A 16217-nucleotide genomic window follows, 5' to 3' on the forward strand; every position below is an offset into this window, starting at 1 on the left:
AAGTATTCACGAAAAATAAGCTTAAGTCAAGGAAGTTCTGTAAGTTTTGAAAGATTAGGAAGAAAAAAGGAATAAACAAACCTTTATCGGTAAGCCCCCCTGAGAAAAATAGGCAGCTTCGCGTATGCAGGTTTCAGGAAGATGGGAATCAAAGGCCTTATAGCTGTCTTCATCCGGACAAAAAATAAAACCATAGAGCAAGTCTTTTCTTTTGTTCTGAATGGAAACCAGTTTCTTTGCGATCCGGGAATAGTTTTCACTTATCCTGCCCGCAGACAACATTCTCTTTCCATAAGGTGGATTTAATGGTACAAATAATTCTCCCACAAGTTCTGCTTCGAAATTTCCTTCCGAAAAAAAATCAGCTTTATATAAGGAAAATAGATTTCTTTCCGAAGTTCCTGTTTTCGAAAAAAGAGAAAGAAATTTTTGAATATTCGATTCAGCCACCTGCAAAGCTTCCGAATGAATATCAAGACCAATTATCTGTTTCGGTAAATAATTAATTCTTGATAGTAATAAATGGTTTTTTAGAAATTCATAATGCTCTTTTTGAAAAAAAGTTAGGGAAACAAGAGAAAACTCTCTTGTGAATTGTAAATTACTAACAGAATTAATAAAATTTAAAAATTCAATTCCGAAAGTCATAGAACCACAAAATGGAATAAAGACCCGTTCAGGCAAAAACTTAAGTCCATTTTTATCTAAAAAGGTTTTCATTCTTTGCATAGAGAGAATAGCTATATCTTCCCTGATGGGTGCGCTTTTAGAAAGAGTTATGCGGTACTGTCTTTTGTATAGTTTTTGACCGGCAAGAGACAGATATGCTGATATATACTTTTTATCCGCTTCGAGATAAATAGGAATTCCTCCTTCCTCTTCACGAATTTTAAGTTTATCTCCCAAAGCCCTTAGAAATAAAGATTTTAACTCCAGCATGTTGATATGCGAAAAAGAAGCAATGCGTGTATGAAGATGAATGCAGCTATGATTGTTTAGTATATATTCATACTCATAATTACCAAATTTTTTATCCAAAATAGATGGATGATTGGGGAAGCGATATAATAATAATCGAACATCTGCTAGAAAATTCGCTTTTAAAAGAAACTCTACATAAGAATAATAATGAAGATTTTTTATACGGATACGATTTCCATCCAGCAATATCTCAGGTGAAAAACGATGCTCTCGAAGAGAATTTACTAAACTTAATTTACAAAGTTCCAGGGTTTCCTCTAAAAACCCGGGTGCATATTCAAGGTATATTTCTTTTGGTTTAGACAAAAACTTTTGCTTTATTTTTCTAAGGGGTATTGCTTCCATATCCAGGTAATAGTATTCAGGAGGCCTCAATGGATGAAAGTCTTTTTCAAAATAATATCAGTCCTTTAGCTGCAAGGCTACGCCCGACACAATTTTCAGAAGTAATCGGACAAACCGGGGCCATTCACTTATTACAAAACCTCTACAAACCCACTTCTTTACTCCTATACGGCCCTCCCGGAAGCGGAAAAACCACTCTTGCTTTACTTCTAAGCAAAAAATGGAACATACCCCATGTTCATCTGAGTGCGATTTCCTCCGGGGTCAAGGAAATCAAAGAGCTTATCCAAAAAGCCAAAAAGACAGGCAGCATTGCCCTTTTTCTGGATGAAATACATCGCTTTTCCAGTTCCCAACAGGACAGCCTCCTCGATGCAGTAGAAAAAGGGGAAATCATATTGATCGGGGCAAGCACCGAAAATCCGGCTTTCCGTATTAATCGTCCTCTCCTATCCAGGATGAGAATTTATAAACTCGAAGCCCTGAACAAAGAAGCACTAAACCAAATTTTTGATAGAGGTCTAAAAGACTTATCTTTATCAGTCAAATTTGAATCGGAAGTCAGAGATTATTTGATTAGTTTAGCAGGAGGTGATGCCAGAAAACTTCTGGGGCTTTTAGAAGCCGTAGCTGAAAGCTGTTCCGAAGAGGATAAAAACATTTCTCTCTTTTCGATAAAAGAAAAGCTATCTTCCAAAGTATTAATCTATGATAGAAGTGGTGAAAATCATTATGACTTCATTTCCGCATTTATAAAATCCATTCGGGGAAGTGATCCGGACGCAGCCCTATATTATCTCGCCTGCATGTTAGAAGGCGGAGAAGACCCTGTTTTCATCATGAGAAGAATGGTAATCCTTGCCAGTGAAGATATTGGGAATGCATCTCTTTATGCTCTTCCTCTGGCCACATCGGCACTTAATGCTGTAGAAAGAATCGGAATGCCGGAAGCAAGAATTATTATGGCACATGTTTGCACCTACTTAGCGTCCTGCCCCAAGTCCAATTCGGCATATAATGGAATTGAAAAAGCACTTGCTTATGTTAGAAAAAATGGTCCTTCCATTACCATCCCCCTTCATCTCCGAAACGCTCCCACCTTTCTTCATAAAAAAGAAGGTGCCGGAAAAGACTATAGGTATCCCCATGAATATCCCAATCACTTTATAGAAGAATCTTATTTCCCGGAAGAGCTGAAAGAAGAGTCTCCTCAATTTTATTATCCTTCGGATCTTGGAGGAGAGAAGAAATTAAAAGAATGGTTACATTTTTTATGGAAAGATAAAAAAGAATATTTATAAAAATCTCCTATATTCGGGAATTCGAGTAATTATTTTTTTATTATATAGAGATAAAATATTTAAAATTTTATTGCATAATTTGTTAAAATTAAAAAACATTTTGTTAGCTCGAAAAATTGACTTTTATTTAGAGGTATTAGATGATCCTGGTTGTTGACGATTCTGAATTTATGCGAGAAACTGTTACTGCAGCTCTGTCTATTTTTAATTATGAAGCCATGTCGGCAAGCGATGGTCTGGATGCACTTAAAAAATATGAGAGCGGAGAATTTGAATTAATTATTACCGACATTAATATGCCTGAATTAGATGGAATCGGTCTAATAAAGGAAATCCGTAAAAAAAATCAGGATATACCCATTATAGTCCTAACTACAGAATCAGAAGATGATATTAAAACAGAAGCTTTAGAGATAGGCGCCGATGGTTGGCTCGTCAAACCCTTCCAACCTCCTCAACTACTTTCTATGATTCGGGAACTCCTTTAAAATGCTGAATAAAAAAGAAATAGACATTCTGATAGTAGACAACGATGAAACCATTTTAAAAAACTATAAAGCCTTTCTGGAAAAAGAAAACTACAGAGTCGATACGGCAAGTAGTATTTCTCAAGCCAGTCTGATTATCATTGAAACCGAACCTCATGTAGTCATTATTGATGCTGAAAATATCGGGATAGGAAACAATTTTCTCCGCTCCCTTCAAAAAATAGATATACATTCCCAGGTGATCATCAACTCTAATAGTATATCCAAAGATATTCAGTACAAACTTCAAACCGGTCTATGTTATGCCTGTGTAGTGAAACAAAATATGGTATCAGAAGAGTTGTTACAATATATCAAGCAGGCAGAGGAACTTTATCTCAAAGTTAAAAATATTTCAAGGGAACTAAATGAGAGAGATCAACCTTACAAGAAAGATATAGATTGGATTATCTGGCAATTAAGAAAAAAGCAGGATTCTCAGTATATCATGGGAATAGCCATTTTAGAAACTCTCGTCCATACTGTGTTTCAGGGTATGGGACTGGGTTCAACAATTTCTGTTTTAGACCTTATTCATATGAGTAAACAGGAGGATGGACAAAATACAATTATCAAAACCAATTTGATGAATCTCTTATTGAAAAACTCAGATCCTATGAGAAATATCAAAAGTAACCTTGATAATTTAATTCATTATTTAAAGTGTGAATATGATAAAGAAATAGTCACGGCTGCTGATATTGAGAATATAATTGATGAATCTCTCAAGAAAACAGATTGTTTCAGGGCAATAAAAGAGCAAAATGTGGTTCGAAGTCGAATCAGTTTCCCGGACACTCTTATTTCCAATAAGAAATTTTTAGGTGTATGCTTTAGGGAATTATTCACAAACAGTTATAAATACTCGCCACCTAATTCCAAGATTTTATTGACCCAGGGTTATTCTGATATAGGTCTATCGATTATTCTGATTAATTCGATTCAAAAATTATCCAAGGGTATTAGCGGAATTCCAAAAGAATATGAAAACCAGGTTTTTGAACCTTTTTTTAGAATTAACAAAATTTATGACGAGCGATTTAACTTAGAAGAGCTGGGCTTTGGTGTTGGATTGGCTATTTTAAAAAAGGGTTTTAGTTCTCTCGGAGGAAAGATATACATATACGAAGCAATGGATCATATTTCTTCATTTGAGCCTCAAAGAATCATTATTACCGAAATTATATTTCGGAGGACGGAAAAATAATCTTCATTTTACAAGCCATAAATTTGGAATATTCAGAATCATAACCATGCCTTCTTTGATATCAAATACTTTTGAGATATATTCTAACTCTAAAGAGTCAAGATAATCTTCAGCATCTTTTAAATTTTCTTTTTCTATTGCCATTACTTCCGGAAGGGTATCTGAGCTTATTGCAATAGATTTATCTTCATGTTGAAACCGAATCACTACATCCCTTATTCTTCCCTGTATTTTTTTTTTGTAAATGAGCGTCGGAAGTTCAAGCACCGTAATAACATCTCCTCGAAAATTAGCAACACCGGAAATGTAGCTTTGTGCATATGGTATTTTTAATATTTCAATATTTTTTTGCGTCTCTATACAATACTTAATTTCAGCACCATAGTATCGATCATCAATTTTCCAGTATACGATCTGCATTTTTTTATTTTTTTTCATACAGAAGCAAACTCCATTTTACTCATATTATCTTCGATATACTTTAATATTCTGGAAAAAAGTTTTTCTGAATCAATTAAAATAGTAAGCTTTTCATTTATATACGCATAACCAAGGGAAAATTCAGCTAATCGATTATCTGATTGAAAGATTTCAAGACTTTGAGTTATATCTACAATCTCATGAGCTATGATTCCAAAAGTAATCTCTTGGTATATTACAATTATAGTATATATGAATTCTTCTTTAAACTCAATATTTTTTTGACTATAGAAGGTTTTTAGCTCTACCAGGGGGATTACTTTATTCTCAAATTTCATTACTTTATTATTACCAATGCTCTGTATATCTTCAGGTAGCATTTTTATAACTGTATAAATGACTGAAAGAGAAATTGTAAACTGCTGACCTGATGCTCTAAAGACAAATTGGCTAAATTTGTTATCTTCCTTTACAGTTTCTTCTTCATTTAAATTAAAATTTTCTATGGTATAATGTATTTTTGAATGTTCCGCTATAGCAAATACATTTAAAACCAGGATCAATTTACCATCTCCTAAGACAGCTACACCATCATAAAGATTTATCTTTTTTAAATGCTCTCCGAGGGTTTTAATAACAATTTCTTCAATACCGATTAATTCATCAAATAAAATTCCAAATAAATAGTCTTCTGCCTGTATGATTGCTATATATTTCGGAGAAATATTATTTTCTTCCAGTAAAAGTAAAGTAGAAACATTTACCAGGGGAATCGTAGAATCTCTTAATTTATAAAATTTATGCTCTCCTGATTCATAGTAATAATCAGAATCTATATCAATTATTTCTAATATATCTTTTTGATAAATTGCCAACTTCATATTTTTTGCTGCAATGATCAAGGAAGAAAACACCGTTACATTTTGTGGAATCGTTGCAATAATAGCCAGCCCCTTTCCTTCTTCGTTCTTAATACTTACAGAGCCTCCTAATTTATTAAAATTAGTTTGCACAACATCCATGCCAACACCGCGTCCGGAAATCTCATTGATATTGGCTGCCGTAGAAAATCCCGGTAAAAAAATTAATTTTTCAATTTCAGAGTCAGTCATTTCCGAAATTTGCTCTGTTGTCAGTAATTTTTTCTCCAATACTTTTTCTTTGATCTTTTGTAAAGATAAGCCTCTTCCATCATCTTTAATTTGAATCTGAACATTACCGCTTTTTAAAGAAGCTTTAAGGTATAAATTTCCGGATTCCGGTTTTCCAAGACGAAGTCTTTCTTCAGTAGGTTCGATGCCATGATCTACAGAATTTTTTATAATGTGAATCATAGATTCACTGATGGAATTAATGATGGATTTATCAAGTTCTACGTCACCACCACTAAAATGAACTTTAATTTTTTTATCCAGTACCCGTGATGAGTCCCTGATTACCCGATGGATCTTACCAAATGTTGATTCAAGCTGTTGAAGGCGAACTTTTTTTATTTGATTATGTAATGATGTAATTAAACTACTTAAGCGGGTTAATCTGAGTTCTTCTTCTGAATCTTCTTCAATAGATAAACTCTCTACCAACTGATTCCTGGCTATAATTGTCTCACTCGAAAGATTATTAATAATATCTAATAAATTATTATCTACTTTTAGAAAAACCGGAGATTGTATTTTTTCATTATCCAGCTTTGTTTCGATTTCATTTGTATTTTCCGGAGAATAAAGTCTTTTTTGATAAATTGGCCGGATGAGCTTTTCTTTAAATATCGCTTCTGGATCCTGTGCTGTCAAAAATAATATGGTATAAAAAAAATTTGAACCTTTCTCCTGATTCTCAAAATCGGGTAACTTATCATACAAAAATTTCTCAAATAGAATAAAACCTCGAATACTATTTTTAAAGTGAACTATATCAGAAAGTGTTAAATCCGGATATCGATTGTAGTCAAGAACAATATACTCTAAATATTGTTGTTTTTCCACGGCCATTTGAATAAATTTGTTCACCTCTTCAGTTGATATTTCTATTTTTTTATGGTCAGGGACTTCTTTTGCTTCGCTGTTCTTTCTCTCGGTTACCGGTTTATCTTGCTTTCCTAATAAAAAATTATTCACTTTTTCAATTAATTTTTTGGGAATAAATTCAGCCTCTTTATCAACATTATTTAATAGTTCTTTAATAATATCCAGAGATTGAAACAAGAAATCTAACATTTCTCCTGATAAATCTATTATATTTCCTCTAAGCTTATCTAAAAGATTTTCCAGGCTATGAGTAAAATCACCAATATTATTAAATCCAATCATATAGGAATTTCCTTTTAAAGTATGGAAATCTCTAAAAACAGAATTAATTATATCACGATTAAAACCTTTTTCTAGTGAGATTAATTGAGACTCTAACCTTTCTGTTATTTCACTTCCTTCATATATATATTGGTTTAAAAACTTTTTTGTTAGTTCTTCCTCTTTCATTGCATAGTCTCCGATTTACACTCAATATCAGTAAAAAACTCAAAAAACTGAACATGATGAAATAATTCTTTGAGTGGTTCCGAAAGAATCAAAGTAACCTTACTATCTCGCTTCTTTATCTTTTGTATAAAACGCACGAATAATTGATAAATACTTATAGAAATTGTATCCTTATTGGAAATTTTAATTTCAACTTCAAACCCTTCCTGTATCATAGGAAGTATATTAGAAAGATTATTATATATTTTCTCTCCGGTAACAAAATCACCTTCATCAAGGAATATCTTAATAAATGCTTTATTTCTTTTCTTTACTATATTCATTTTTGTTTTCGTCTATTTCTCGTTATCATAATCCTGAGTTCTATGTTTTTAAGTTTTTAAAATATTAAAGATTCCCTTCTAACGATTTTATATTTTCTATTAATTGTTGCATTTGATTTTTCATATCTATTATTTTATCACTTTTATCTTTTTTATTTATTATAAAAAAGCTTACTACATCTAATAGGTTCTTTGCCTGGCTTTCCAACTCAATTCCACTTGCTGAAAGTTCTTCTGCTGAAGCAGAGTTTTGTAATGTAACGGAATTTATTTGTTGCACAGAAGCATTAATTTGGTTTATACTGGAATTTTGTTCTGAGCTACTATAAGAAATTTCTTGCAACAAATCCGTTATCTTTTGAAAATCTAAAACAATCTCCTTGATCTGTTTTTGAAAAGAAGTAATATTTTTTGTATTAGCACTTATTAATTCATTAATTACAATTGCAGCCTTCTGGCTTGTTACAGCTAATTTTCTCACTTCTGTGGCTACAACCGCAAAACCCGTACCGAATTCATCTGCGCGGGCAGCTTCTATAGCCGCATTTACTGCCAGTAAGTTTGTTTTATCAGCAATGCCATTTATCATAGATATTTTGCCTTCTACTTCTTTCATATCTAATACAAGTTTATTCAAAGACTCCTGCCCCAATAAAATTGATCCTGTAGTTTTCCTGGCAATATTTTCTGTTAGTTTCGCACTATTTGTAGTTTGATTTATAGAACTGGCCATTTGATCGATAGCAGCAGCAATTTGCTCTACTGCCGCGGCCTGTTCCACAGAACTCTGTGAAGTATTTTCTGCTGAAGCTGCGATAGCAGAACTTGCTGTTGTTAATTCTGAGGAACTTAATCTTATGCTTTCAATCATTTTCCTCAATTTTGAAATCATGTTTTCATAAGCAGCATAAACAGAAGCTATTTCATCTTTTCCTTTTGATTCGATCTGAAGCCATAAATTCCCCTCAGCTATTTGATTCGAAGAATTAACTAAGTCCTGTAGCGGGACAGTAATGCTTCTTGTTATAAAAAAGCCACTGAAAGAAATCACGAGTAAAAATAGAACACAAATACCCATAGTAGCAGAGAAAACCTTTAAAACTATTTTTATCACATATTCATGATCAGCTTTAGCACTTGCCGACAACAATTCAGTCGATTGATTCATGGCTTCCCGCATTATTTCAAAATGTTTCTTGTATTCAGTATCATAAATAGTTAAAGATTCGCGTAATTTCCCTTCCTTCAGTAGTTTTACTACTTCTACAGTAAGGACTTTAAATTGTTCGTAATGAGTTTGAAAAATTCTATCCTGCTCGATGAATTTATCTGTCCTGCTTACATTATAAATTTTTGCATACTTAGAATATCTGGTTAAGATTTGTTCCAGGTTTTCAATTACATCAGCTTCATATATTTTTCTCTGTTCGGCCGAATTGCTATGAATACTCTGGTAAAGAGCCAACCTGGACTGATAGGCATCTCTATCTGCTTCGAGTAAAAAACCAATGGCTTTTAGGTTCTTATTGAATAAATTAGAATTCAATTCTTTAATCGTACGAATATTATATAAAATAAACCCGGTTCCAATAAACACAATAAATGTAATCAAAGAAAAAGCCAAAAAAAGTCTTTTTCCTATACTAATATTTTGTAAATTCACATCCCTGAACTTCATGAATGGCTCCATTAACTCGAATTACTTTTCTGCTAAATTTTTTTAATTTATAATAGGGATTCATACACTCTTTTTTTTCAAGTGTTAAATATAAAAATATTTTTTTGAGTGGTTCCTTATATATAGTATACCTAATATTTTATTTGAATTAGATACTCCCCCATACTATTTTTAGTTGTAAGAATTGTATATCCTTAAAACAGTACGTGCGGATTTTTCTCTATTAAGCGTATGTCGTTTAGTGCATATTTTTCAAAAAGTCCGAAAAAAAATTTTATTAGCTCCCTGACAAGTGCCGAATATAATGCTAAAGGTCACGGATGACCACTATTTTTACTCGGATCATGGAGGAACCGAATGATAATCAATCACAACCTTAGTTCAATTAACTCTCACAGAGTGCTCAAGTTCAACAACGAATCTATGAGCAAGGATATGGAAAAGCTTTCTTCCGGCATGAGAATCAACAGAGCCGGTGACGATGCTTCCGGACTCGCTGTTTCTGAAAAAATGAGAGCTCAGGTAAATGGTCTCAGAAGAGCAGAAATGAACGCTGAAGATGGCATTTCTTTAATCCAAACTACTGAAGGTTGGTTACAAGAAACACAGGAAATCGTACAGAGAATCAGGGTACTTTCTGTTCAGGCTGCCAACGGTATCTATACCGAAGAAGACAGACAACAGATCCAGGTGGAAGTTTCTCAGTTAATCGATGAAATCGACAGAATCGCTTCTCAAGCTGAGTTCAACAAAATGAAACTCCTTACCGGAGCTTTCGGAAGAATGAACCCATCTGCCAGTATGTGGTTCCATATCGGTGCTAACCAGCATCAGAGAGAAAGAGTTTATATCCAAACTATGAACTCCGCTGCTCTGGGACTGAGAAACCCGACTGTATTAACCTTCATTTCTCTTTCAACTGCTGCAAGAGCTAACTCTGTAATCGGTTTAGCTGACGATGCTCTGAAAATCATTTCCAAGCAAAGAGCTGACCTCGGTGCATACCAGAACAGATTAGAGCATGCAACTAAAGGTTTAATGAATGCTTATGAAAACATCCAGGCTGCTGAGTCCAGAATTAGAGATACTGACATGGCAGAGCAAATGACCAGTTTAACCAGGTTCCAGGTACTGACTCAAGCCGGAACTGCAATGCTGGCTCAAGCAAACTCAAGACCTCAAAACGTGCTGCAACTCTTAAGATAAGAAAGCAGTTCGAACGGATAAATCTCCGTGCTATCGTATTAAGCCACAGTTTGCTGTGGCTTTTTTTGTTTTATAACCTTCGCTTATTCACAATTCGCTTAACTTTCTAAAATAAGTTTGCAAAAATCTCCTTTATAATTAATCTAAAATCGTTTTTATGAAATCCATCTTCGAAGAAAAAAAAGGAGAACTCAAATATACCTTCTATAAAGAAGGAGAGAACCTTTTATTAAAGCTACAGGGACCTTTAAATCATAAGACCATTTCAATGGCCTGGGGACCTATTTTAGCTAAAATACAGGAAGAGTTATATTATAAAATTCTTCGAATTAATTTTTCAGAACTGAAAGAACTGGATGGTTCCGGCATCGGTTTAATTTTTCAAATTCAACAGCTCTGTAAAGCAAAGGAAGTCTCGGTAGAACTTCAGGAATTGAATCCGGACTACCAAAAACTCCTCTCCTATTATCCGGCAGATGCATTTAAGGATTCTCCCTCTCCGGATTTAAAAAAAGCGAGTCGAGTCGAACGCATTGGAAGAAAAACAGATGAAGTTCTTGACAACCTGAAAGATTCCATAGAATTTTTAGGTGAGTCCTTTCTTACCTTCTATGAGACTCTAAAAAGACCTAAAAGCATCCGTTGGAGAGAGGTTTTATTTTTATCCGAACGTGCCGGGGTAGATGCTTTTCCCATTATTGCCCTGATAGGTTTTTTAATGGGCTTAATTACTTCTTTTCAATCGGCCATTCCCATGCAAAGATTTGGTGCTGTCATTTTTGTAGCCAACTTACTGGGTCTTTCTCTCTTCCGAGAACTGGGTCCTCTTTTAACAGCTGTTATTATGGCAGGTCGAACCAGTTCTGCTTTTGCTGCCGAATTGGGAACGATGAAAGTCAACGAAGAAATAGACGCGTTTACAACTATGGGTCTAAATCCGATACGCTTTCTTGTAATTCCGAGACTAATTGCAGCTATTTTTGTAACACCTTTTTTAACGATTTTCTTTAATATTTTCGGGCTATTCGGGGGAGCTATCGTTCTTTATACCTTTGATTATCCTTTTGCTACCTATATACGCCAGGTCTTTAAAATGGTACACTACTCGGATTTTTTCGGAGGACTTTTTAAAGCTACTATCTTCGGAGTTTTAGTAGCCGGTATCGGTTGTTTTCAGGGTCTGCGCACCGGAACTGGGGCCAGTGCAGTCGGGGAATCAACAACCGCTGCTGTTGTGCAGGGAATTATTTTTATAGCCATCACAGATGGAATTTTTTCCGTCTTATTCTTTATTCTTGGAATTTAAAATGTCTCGCGAAATCATTCGAGTAGAAGGAATTAAGGTGGTTTTGGGTGGAAACACCATCCTCGATGGAATTGATTTTTCAGTTCAGGCCGGGGAAATTTTTGTGATCTTAGGGGGTTCCGGTTGCGGAAAAAGTACCTTATTAAAGCATATGATAGGTCTGATGACTCCCCTGGAAGGAAAAGTCTTTATAGACGGAGAAGATATGGTACAGGCTTTTGGTCATCAAAAGAACCGTCTTTTAAATAAAATTGGAGTCATGTACCAACAGGGAGCTTTATTTGGTTCCTTGAACCTTCTGGAGAATGTCTCTCTTCCTCTGGAAGAGTTTACAAATCTACCACCTGAGGCCATAAAACTCGTTGCACAAATGAAATTGAAGCTTGTAGGTCTGGAAAACTTTTTATTTCATATGCCAAGTGAAATCAGTGGAGGAATGAAAAAACGGGCAGCTATTGCAAGAGCCATGGCCTTAGACCCTCTCATTCTTTTTTTAGATGAGCCTTCAGCCGGTTTAGACCCGATTACCTCGGCTGAACTGGATAAACTCATTATAAATTTATCCAGAAGTTTAGGAGTCACCTTTGTTGTAGTGACACATGAGCTTCCGAGTATTTATTCCATAGCAGATAGAGTGATTATGCTGGATAAAAGAGTCAAAAAAATTATAGCAAGCGGGAAACCCGACTTCTTACGAGATAATGCTGAAGACCCCTGGGTCAGGCAATTTTTCAACAGGGAAGCCGAAGTTTCTATACAAGGATAATATCATGGGAAAGAAAACGAATTATTATAAAGTGGGATTATTTGTGATTTCGGGTTTGAGTTTAGTTACTCTCCTCATTATTATGCTCGGAGCAAGAAATCTATTCCAGAAAAAACTCCAGATCGAAACCTACTTCGATGAATCTATCCAGGGTCTGGATGTAGGCTCTCACGTAAAATACCGGGGAGTCACCATAGGAAGTATCAAAGACATCACCTTTGTTCAGGATGAATACAACCTGGATCCAAAAAGTGAAAACTATCCCCAGGGCCGCTATATTCTCGTAAAAATTACTTTAAAAGATGTATTTAACGTCGAAAAGGTTTCCAGTGCAAGGTTGAGTCTGGAAAAAATGATAGAAGCCGGCCTCAGAATTAAAATCAACCCCCAGGGTTTAACCGGAACCTCCTATCTTGAACTGGATTATGTCGATCAGAAAACCAATCCCAGTTTACAGATTTCCTGGAAACCCAATAGTATCTATATTCCTTCTACTCAAAGTACCATTAAAAAAATCGGGGCTTCAATTGATGGACTGGTTCAAAAAATTGACAGGGCCAATGTAGAAAAAATGCTCGAACATATTGATAAACTTGTCGTAAGCCTGACGACAGCAGTGGATAGTGTAAAGGTAAACCATCTAAGCCAGGATGCAGGTAGTCTTCTGAAAGAAATCCGCCTGACAAATAACTCTCTAAGAAAAATCCTATCCAGTCCGGAACTTCAAAACGCTCCTCAGAAGCTAGATAAAGCCCTGACAGCTTTTGCGGAAACCACAAACCGTTTGAATACTATCCTGACCCATAATAATTATGATATAAACAGTTCTATTGAAAATTTACGACTGGTTTCGGAAGACATGAAAGAAATCACCGGAAATGCCAAAAAATACCCCTCTCTCATCTTCTTTGGTGAAAAACCGGGTTTAAGTATTATAGGTAAAAAATGAAGCAGTTTATATATCTACTGACTCTTCTCTCTTTATTTTCCTGTGGTTCTATTCTTCAAAAAGAATATCCGAAAAAGAAGTATTTCATTTTAGAAGCCAGTAAGGAAAAAGTTCCGCAGTATCCGGAAAAATTTAGGACCCTGAAGGTAATTAATTTCCGAACTTCCAGCCTCTTTGAACCCAAGGGCTTTGTGTATAAGTACCAGGATATTTCTTATGAAATCGATTTCTATAATGAATTTTTAATTAATCCAAACCAGATCTTTACAGAAGAAACAGGAAACTATCTCATGGCAACCGGACTGGTAAAGAATCTCGCAAACCATTCGAGGATGATAAGTTCAGAATTTTTTTTAGAAGGTTATATCAGTGAATTATCCGGGGAGTTTATAGAAGAAAATTCTCCTAAAGCTTCTATCGGGCTGGATTTTTACCTTTTACGTTCCGAAGACAATAAGATTTTTTTTCATAAGAAGTATATCAGCAAGGTACCTTTCAAAGAAAAAAATCCGGAACTCTTAGTAAAGGCCTGGAATGAAGCCCTTACAAAGATTTTAAAGGAATTTGCGGCTGATCTCAATAAAAAGGAACTTCCCATACCAAAAAAAGAGCTTTAATCTTATAGTGCTTTTAAAAATACAGTACTATACAGTACCTTGATAAATCCTATTGAACTCATATTTTCCACGATTCCTGTACCGGTAATCTATATTCTATATAGAAGATATTTTAAAGGTGCAGGCCAATTTCTTCATTATTTTGAATCTTTTTTATATGGAGTATTGCTTGCATCCGTTATACTGCTTATATCTCCGCTTACTTCAAAAGTACTTCATTTCAAAAGTCCGATTTTTACAGGTTTTATTAATGCGGCCCTGATTGAAAAAGCAGGTGCCTATATTCTAATTGCTATTTACATTTTAAAACTCAAAAAAAAGAAATACCAGGTTTTACAATATATCACCTTTGCCATGAATATCGGTCTCGGTTTTTCTTTTTTAGAAAACCTCTTTTATTCTATGGAAATTAAAAATTCAGCTGTAATCCTGGTTCGAATTTATAGTGCGGTTCCTCTACACGTTACAACCTGTGCTATCATAGGATATTTTCTTGCTTTAAGCGATCTCTGCCAGTCGAAGATCGACAGAACACGCCTCATTCTCACGGCTTTTATAGTTCCTTACCTTTTCCATGGGTTTTATGACACCAGTCTTCTTTTGGGAGGAAAGTTTACCTACTTAATCGGCCCTGAACTTGTACTATTGATTTTCTTTCTCGAATACCTGATAGCCAATTCTGTGAACTTGCCGAGCCCGGCAGACCTTTCCCGTAGCGGAATCTCATTTGAAGACTGGGTAACCATCCAGAGACAGAATCAGTATGACAGGTGGATTTTGCATTCTATGGGCAGAAGAAACGAAGAATATGTTCCTTTTTTTATGCTGCACTTTTCCAGTTCCAAGATAGTTTATTTAAGTCTATTTATATTTCTCTCTTTAACAGGTTATATTTATGGAGATTTAATTGTTGCAGAATACAAACTGTTTTTAAAAACAGAGGAACAGTTTACCCTCTTTTTTCTATTTCCTGCAACTATGGCCTTTAACCTCTTTTTAATCGGTTCTATAAATCCCCTATATTTCCAATACAGTATTATTCGAATCCCGATTATTTCCGATGTCCGAATCTTTTCCGGAAGTAATTTCGACCAGGTTACCTGCATGGATGTAAGTATTTTCAATACCTTCCTGAAAACCCTCGAACCCATGGGAAAAGGTACCGAATTAAAAGTGACCTTTCGATATACGAGTAATGAGTCTCCCCTTATAACCGGAAAAGTCATCTGGGAAAATCATGAAGATTTAATGCAACCTATTGGAAGTATTCTCAGAATAGAAGGTACTCCAAGAAATTTTAAGCGCTTTATTGGAAGTTATTATTTGTTTCGGGTTCTGAAAGGGATTATTTTCAACTCCAAACTACCCGGTTTTAAAAAAATTCGGAAATTATTTGTAAAAGAAACTACCGTAATGGAAGACTACAATTTCTTCCCTGCCGGTTCCATTATTTTTAAGGAAGGAGATGAGAGTAAAAAATTTTACGTCCTGCGTAAAGGAAAAATCGAATTACACCGAACTGCTAAAGATACAAAGGTCGTTCTGGGTCACATCATTCCCGGACAGGTTTTCGGAGAAATGGCTCTGGTAGAACACCAACCGCGAAATGAAACCGCTGAATGTATGGAAGATTGTGTAATTGCCATTGCAGATACGGGAAATTTAGAGGCTCTCATTGAAAATAATCCTACTGTATCCCTGAAATTAATAGAAAGTTTATCCAAACGGATCTTGAAAGCAGAAGACTCCTTTGCCCAGAAGTTAGAAGAAGCCCGGGAGGATTTTCATGTTTCCCTGAAAGCTATTGAGATTTATGAAGATATTGCTTCCATGATGGTTGAAAATTCCGTAGCCTTGCTGGCAGTAGGAGAAGATGGAACAATCGAAGCCTGCAATATGAAAGCTGTAACAATCTTTGATATTCCCTATAATCGCCTGGTCGGACAGCTTATATCCAGTATTATCCCCAATTTTATGCCATTTGGTGATCCGGAAATTATCCCGATAAGAAGAAAAAAGAAGAAAGAGATTCAGGTTCTAATGGAAATCAACCTGTCCAATGTGAAAGGAAAAATTAAGTATTTCATCACCTTTGATGAAAATATAAAATAATT

14 protein-coding genes are annotated in these 16217 nt (G+C 35.0%); 9 read left to right on the top strand and 5 right to left on the bottom strand.

What is annotated here, in order from left to right; all coding sequences use genetic code 11:
• Positions 1–54 precede the first annotated feature (54 nt).
• Positions 55–1326 (bottom strand): hypothetical protein, encoded by a 1272-nt coding sequence (locus H7A25_17895; protein ID MCP5501781.1) that lies wholly within the window; start codon positions 1324–1326, stop codon positions 55–57.
• A 29-nt stretch (positions 1327–1355) separates the two neighbouring features.
• Here H7A25_17895 and H7A25_17900 point away from each other — a divergent pair, with 29 nt between their 5' ends.
• From H7A25_17900 to H7A25_17910, 3 genes are all read left to right on the top strand, one after another.
• The gene (locus H7A25_17900; protein MCP5501782.1) at positions 1356–2627 is read left to right on the top strand and encodes a replication-associated recombination protein A; all 1272 of its coding nucleotides are present in this window, start codon (positions 1356–1358) and stop codon (positions 2625–2627) included.
• A 140-nt stretch (positions 2628–2767) separates the two neighbouring features.
• Positions 2768–3115, top strand: coding sequence for a response regulator (locus H7A25_17905; GenBank protein MCP5501783.1), 348 nt, complete (start codon positions 2768–2770; stop codon positions 3113–3115).
• Between the two features lies 1 nt (position 3116).
• Positions 3117–4361: a response regulator gene (locus H7A25_17910; GenBank protein ID MCP5501784.1), complete on the top strand. Its 1245-nt coding sequence runs from the start codon at positions 3117–3119 to the stop codon at positions 4359–4361.
• A gap of 3 nt (positions 4362–4364) precedes the next feature.
• Here H7A25_17910 and H7A25_17915 read toward each other — a convergent pair whose 3' ends face one another.
• The 4 genes from H7A25_17915 to H7A25_17930 all read right to left on the bottom strand — a co-directional run bounded on the left by H7A25_17915 (position 4365) and on the right by H7A25_17930 (position 9259).
• Positions 4365–4799, bottom strand: a complete 435-nt coding sequence (locus tag H7A25_17915) for a chemotaxis protein CheW (GenBank protein ID MCP5501785.1) — start codon at positions 4797–4799, stop codon at positions 4365–4367.
• Entirely contained in the window at positions 4796–7258 is a 2463-nt protein-coding gene (locus tag H7A25_17920; protein ID MCP5501786.1) for a chemotaxis protein CheA, read from the bottom strand. Before H7A25_17920 ends, H7A25_17915 begins: the two co-directional genes overlap by 4 nt.
• Positions 7255–7581 carry a hypothetical protein gene (locus tag H7A25_17925; protein MCP5501787.1) on the bottom strand — a complete coding sequence of 109 codons (327 nt, stop codon included), beginning with the start codon at positions 7579–7581 and terminating at the stop codon, positions 7255–7257. The genes H7A25_17920 and H7A25_17925 overlap by 4 nt, the downstream gene beginning before the upstream one ends.
• 64 nt (positions 7582–7645) lie before the next feature.
• Entirely contained in the window at positions 7646–9259 is a 1614-nt protein-coding gene (locus tag H7A25_17930) for a methyl-accepting chemotaxis protein (protein ID MCP5501788.1), read from the bottom strand.
• 357 nt (positions 9260–9616) lie between these two features.
• Between H7A25_17930 and H7A25_17935 the strand changes: the two genes are divergently transcribed.
• From H7A25_17935 to H7A25_17960, 6 genes are all read left to right on the top strand, one after another.
• On the top strand, positions 9617–10465 hold the full coding sequence (locus tag H7A25_17935) for a flagellin (protein ID MCP5501789.1): 849 nt from the start codon (positions 9617–9619) through the stop codon (positions 10463–10465).
• A 343-nt stretch (positions 10466–10808) separates the two neighbouring features.
• Positions 10809–11771 carry an ABC transporter permease gene (locus tag H7A25_17940; GenBank protein MCP5501790.1) on the top strand — a complete coding sequence of 321 codons (963 nt, stop codon included), beginning with the start codon at positions 10809–10811 and terminating at the stop codon, positions 11769–11771.
• 1 nt (position 11772) lies between these two features.
• Complete coding sequence (locus H7A25_17945; GenBank protein ID MCP5501791.1) at positions 11773–12537, top strand: ATP-binding cassette domain-containing protein; 765 nt, start codon at positions 11773–11775, stop codon at positions 12535–12537.
• Positions 12538–12541: 4 nt separating this feature from the next.
• Positions 12542–13486 carry an MCE family protein gene (locus H7A25_17950; GenBank protein MCP5501792.1) on the top strand — a complete coding sequence of 315 codons (945 nt, stop codon included), beginning with the start codon at positions 12542–12544 and terminating at the stop codon, positions 13484–13486.
• Positions 13483–14103 carry a hypothetical protein gene (locus H7A25_17955; protein ID MCP5501793.1) on the top strand — a complete coding sequence of 207 codons (621 nt, stop codon included), beginning with the start codon at positions 13483–13485 and terminating at the stop codon, positions 14101–14103. Before H7A25_17950 ends, H7A25_17955 begins: the two co-directional genes overlap by 4 nt.
• Before the next feature lie 39 nt (positions 14104–14142).
• Complete coding sequence (locus H7A25_17960) at positions 14143–16215, top strand: cyclic nucleotide-binding domain-containing protein (GenBank protein MCP5501794.1); 2073 nt, start codon at positions 14143–14145, stop codon at positions 16213–16215.
• Positions 16216–16217: the final 2 nt, after the last annotated feature.

This window comes from Leptospiraceae bacterium, from assembly GCA_024233835.1.
GTDB lineage: Bacteria > Spirochaetota > Leptospiria > Leptospirales > Leptospiraceae > JACKPC01.

Excerpts from the sequence above, each read along its gene's own strand:
- H7A25_17895 (MCP5501781.1), bottom strand. The coding sequence starts at position 1,326 with ATGGAAGCAATACCCCTTAGAAAAATAAAGCAAAAGTTTTTGTCTAAA.
- H7A25_17900 (MCP5501782.1), top strand. The coding sequence starts at position 1,356 with ATGGATGAAAGTCTTTTTCAAAATAATATCAGTCCTTTAGCTGCAAGG.
- H7A25_17905 (MCP5501783.1), top strand. The coding sequence starts at position 2,768 with ATGATCCTGGTTGTTGACGATTCTGAATTTATGCGAGAAACTGTTACT.
- H7A25_17910 (MCP5501784.1), top strand. The coding sequence starts at position 3,117 with ATGCTGAATAAAAAAGAAATAGACATTCTGATAGTAGACAACGATGAA.
- H7A25_17915 (MCP5501785.1), bottom strand. The coding sequence starts at position 4,799 with ATGAAAAAAAATAAAAAAATGCAGATCGTATACTGGAAAATTGATGAT.
- H7A25_17920 (MCP5501786.1), bottom strand. The coding sequence starts at position 7,258 with ATGAAAGAGGAAGAACTAACAAAAAAGTTTTTAAACCAATATATATAT.
- H7A25_17925 (MCP5501787.1), bottom strand. The coding sequence starts at position 7,581 with ATGAATATAGTAAAGAAAAGAAATAAAGCATTTATTAAGATATTCCTT.
- H7A25_17930 (MCP5501788.1), bottom strand. The coding sequence starts at position 9,259 with ATGAAGTTCAGGGATGTGAATTTACAAAATATTAGTATAGGAAAAAGA.
- H7A25_17935 (MCP5501789.1), top strand. The coding sequence starts at position 9,617 with ATGATAATCAATCACAACCTTAGTTCAATTAACTCTCACAGAGTGCTC.
- H7A25_17945 (MCP5501791.1), top strand. The coding sequence starts at position 11,773 with ATGTCTCGCGAAATCATTCGAGTAGAAGGAATTAAGGTGGTTTTGGGT.
- H7A25_17950 (MCP5501792.1), top strand. The coding sequence starts at position 12,542 with ATGGGAAAGAAAACGAATTATTATAAAGTGGGATTATTTGTGATTTCG.
- H7A25_17955 (MCP5501793.1), top strand. The coding sequence starts at position 13,483 with ATGAAGCAGTTTATATATCTACTGACTCTTCTCTCTTTATTTTCCTGT.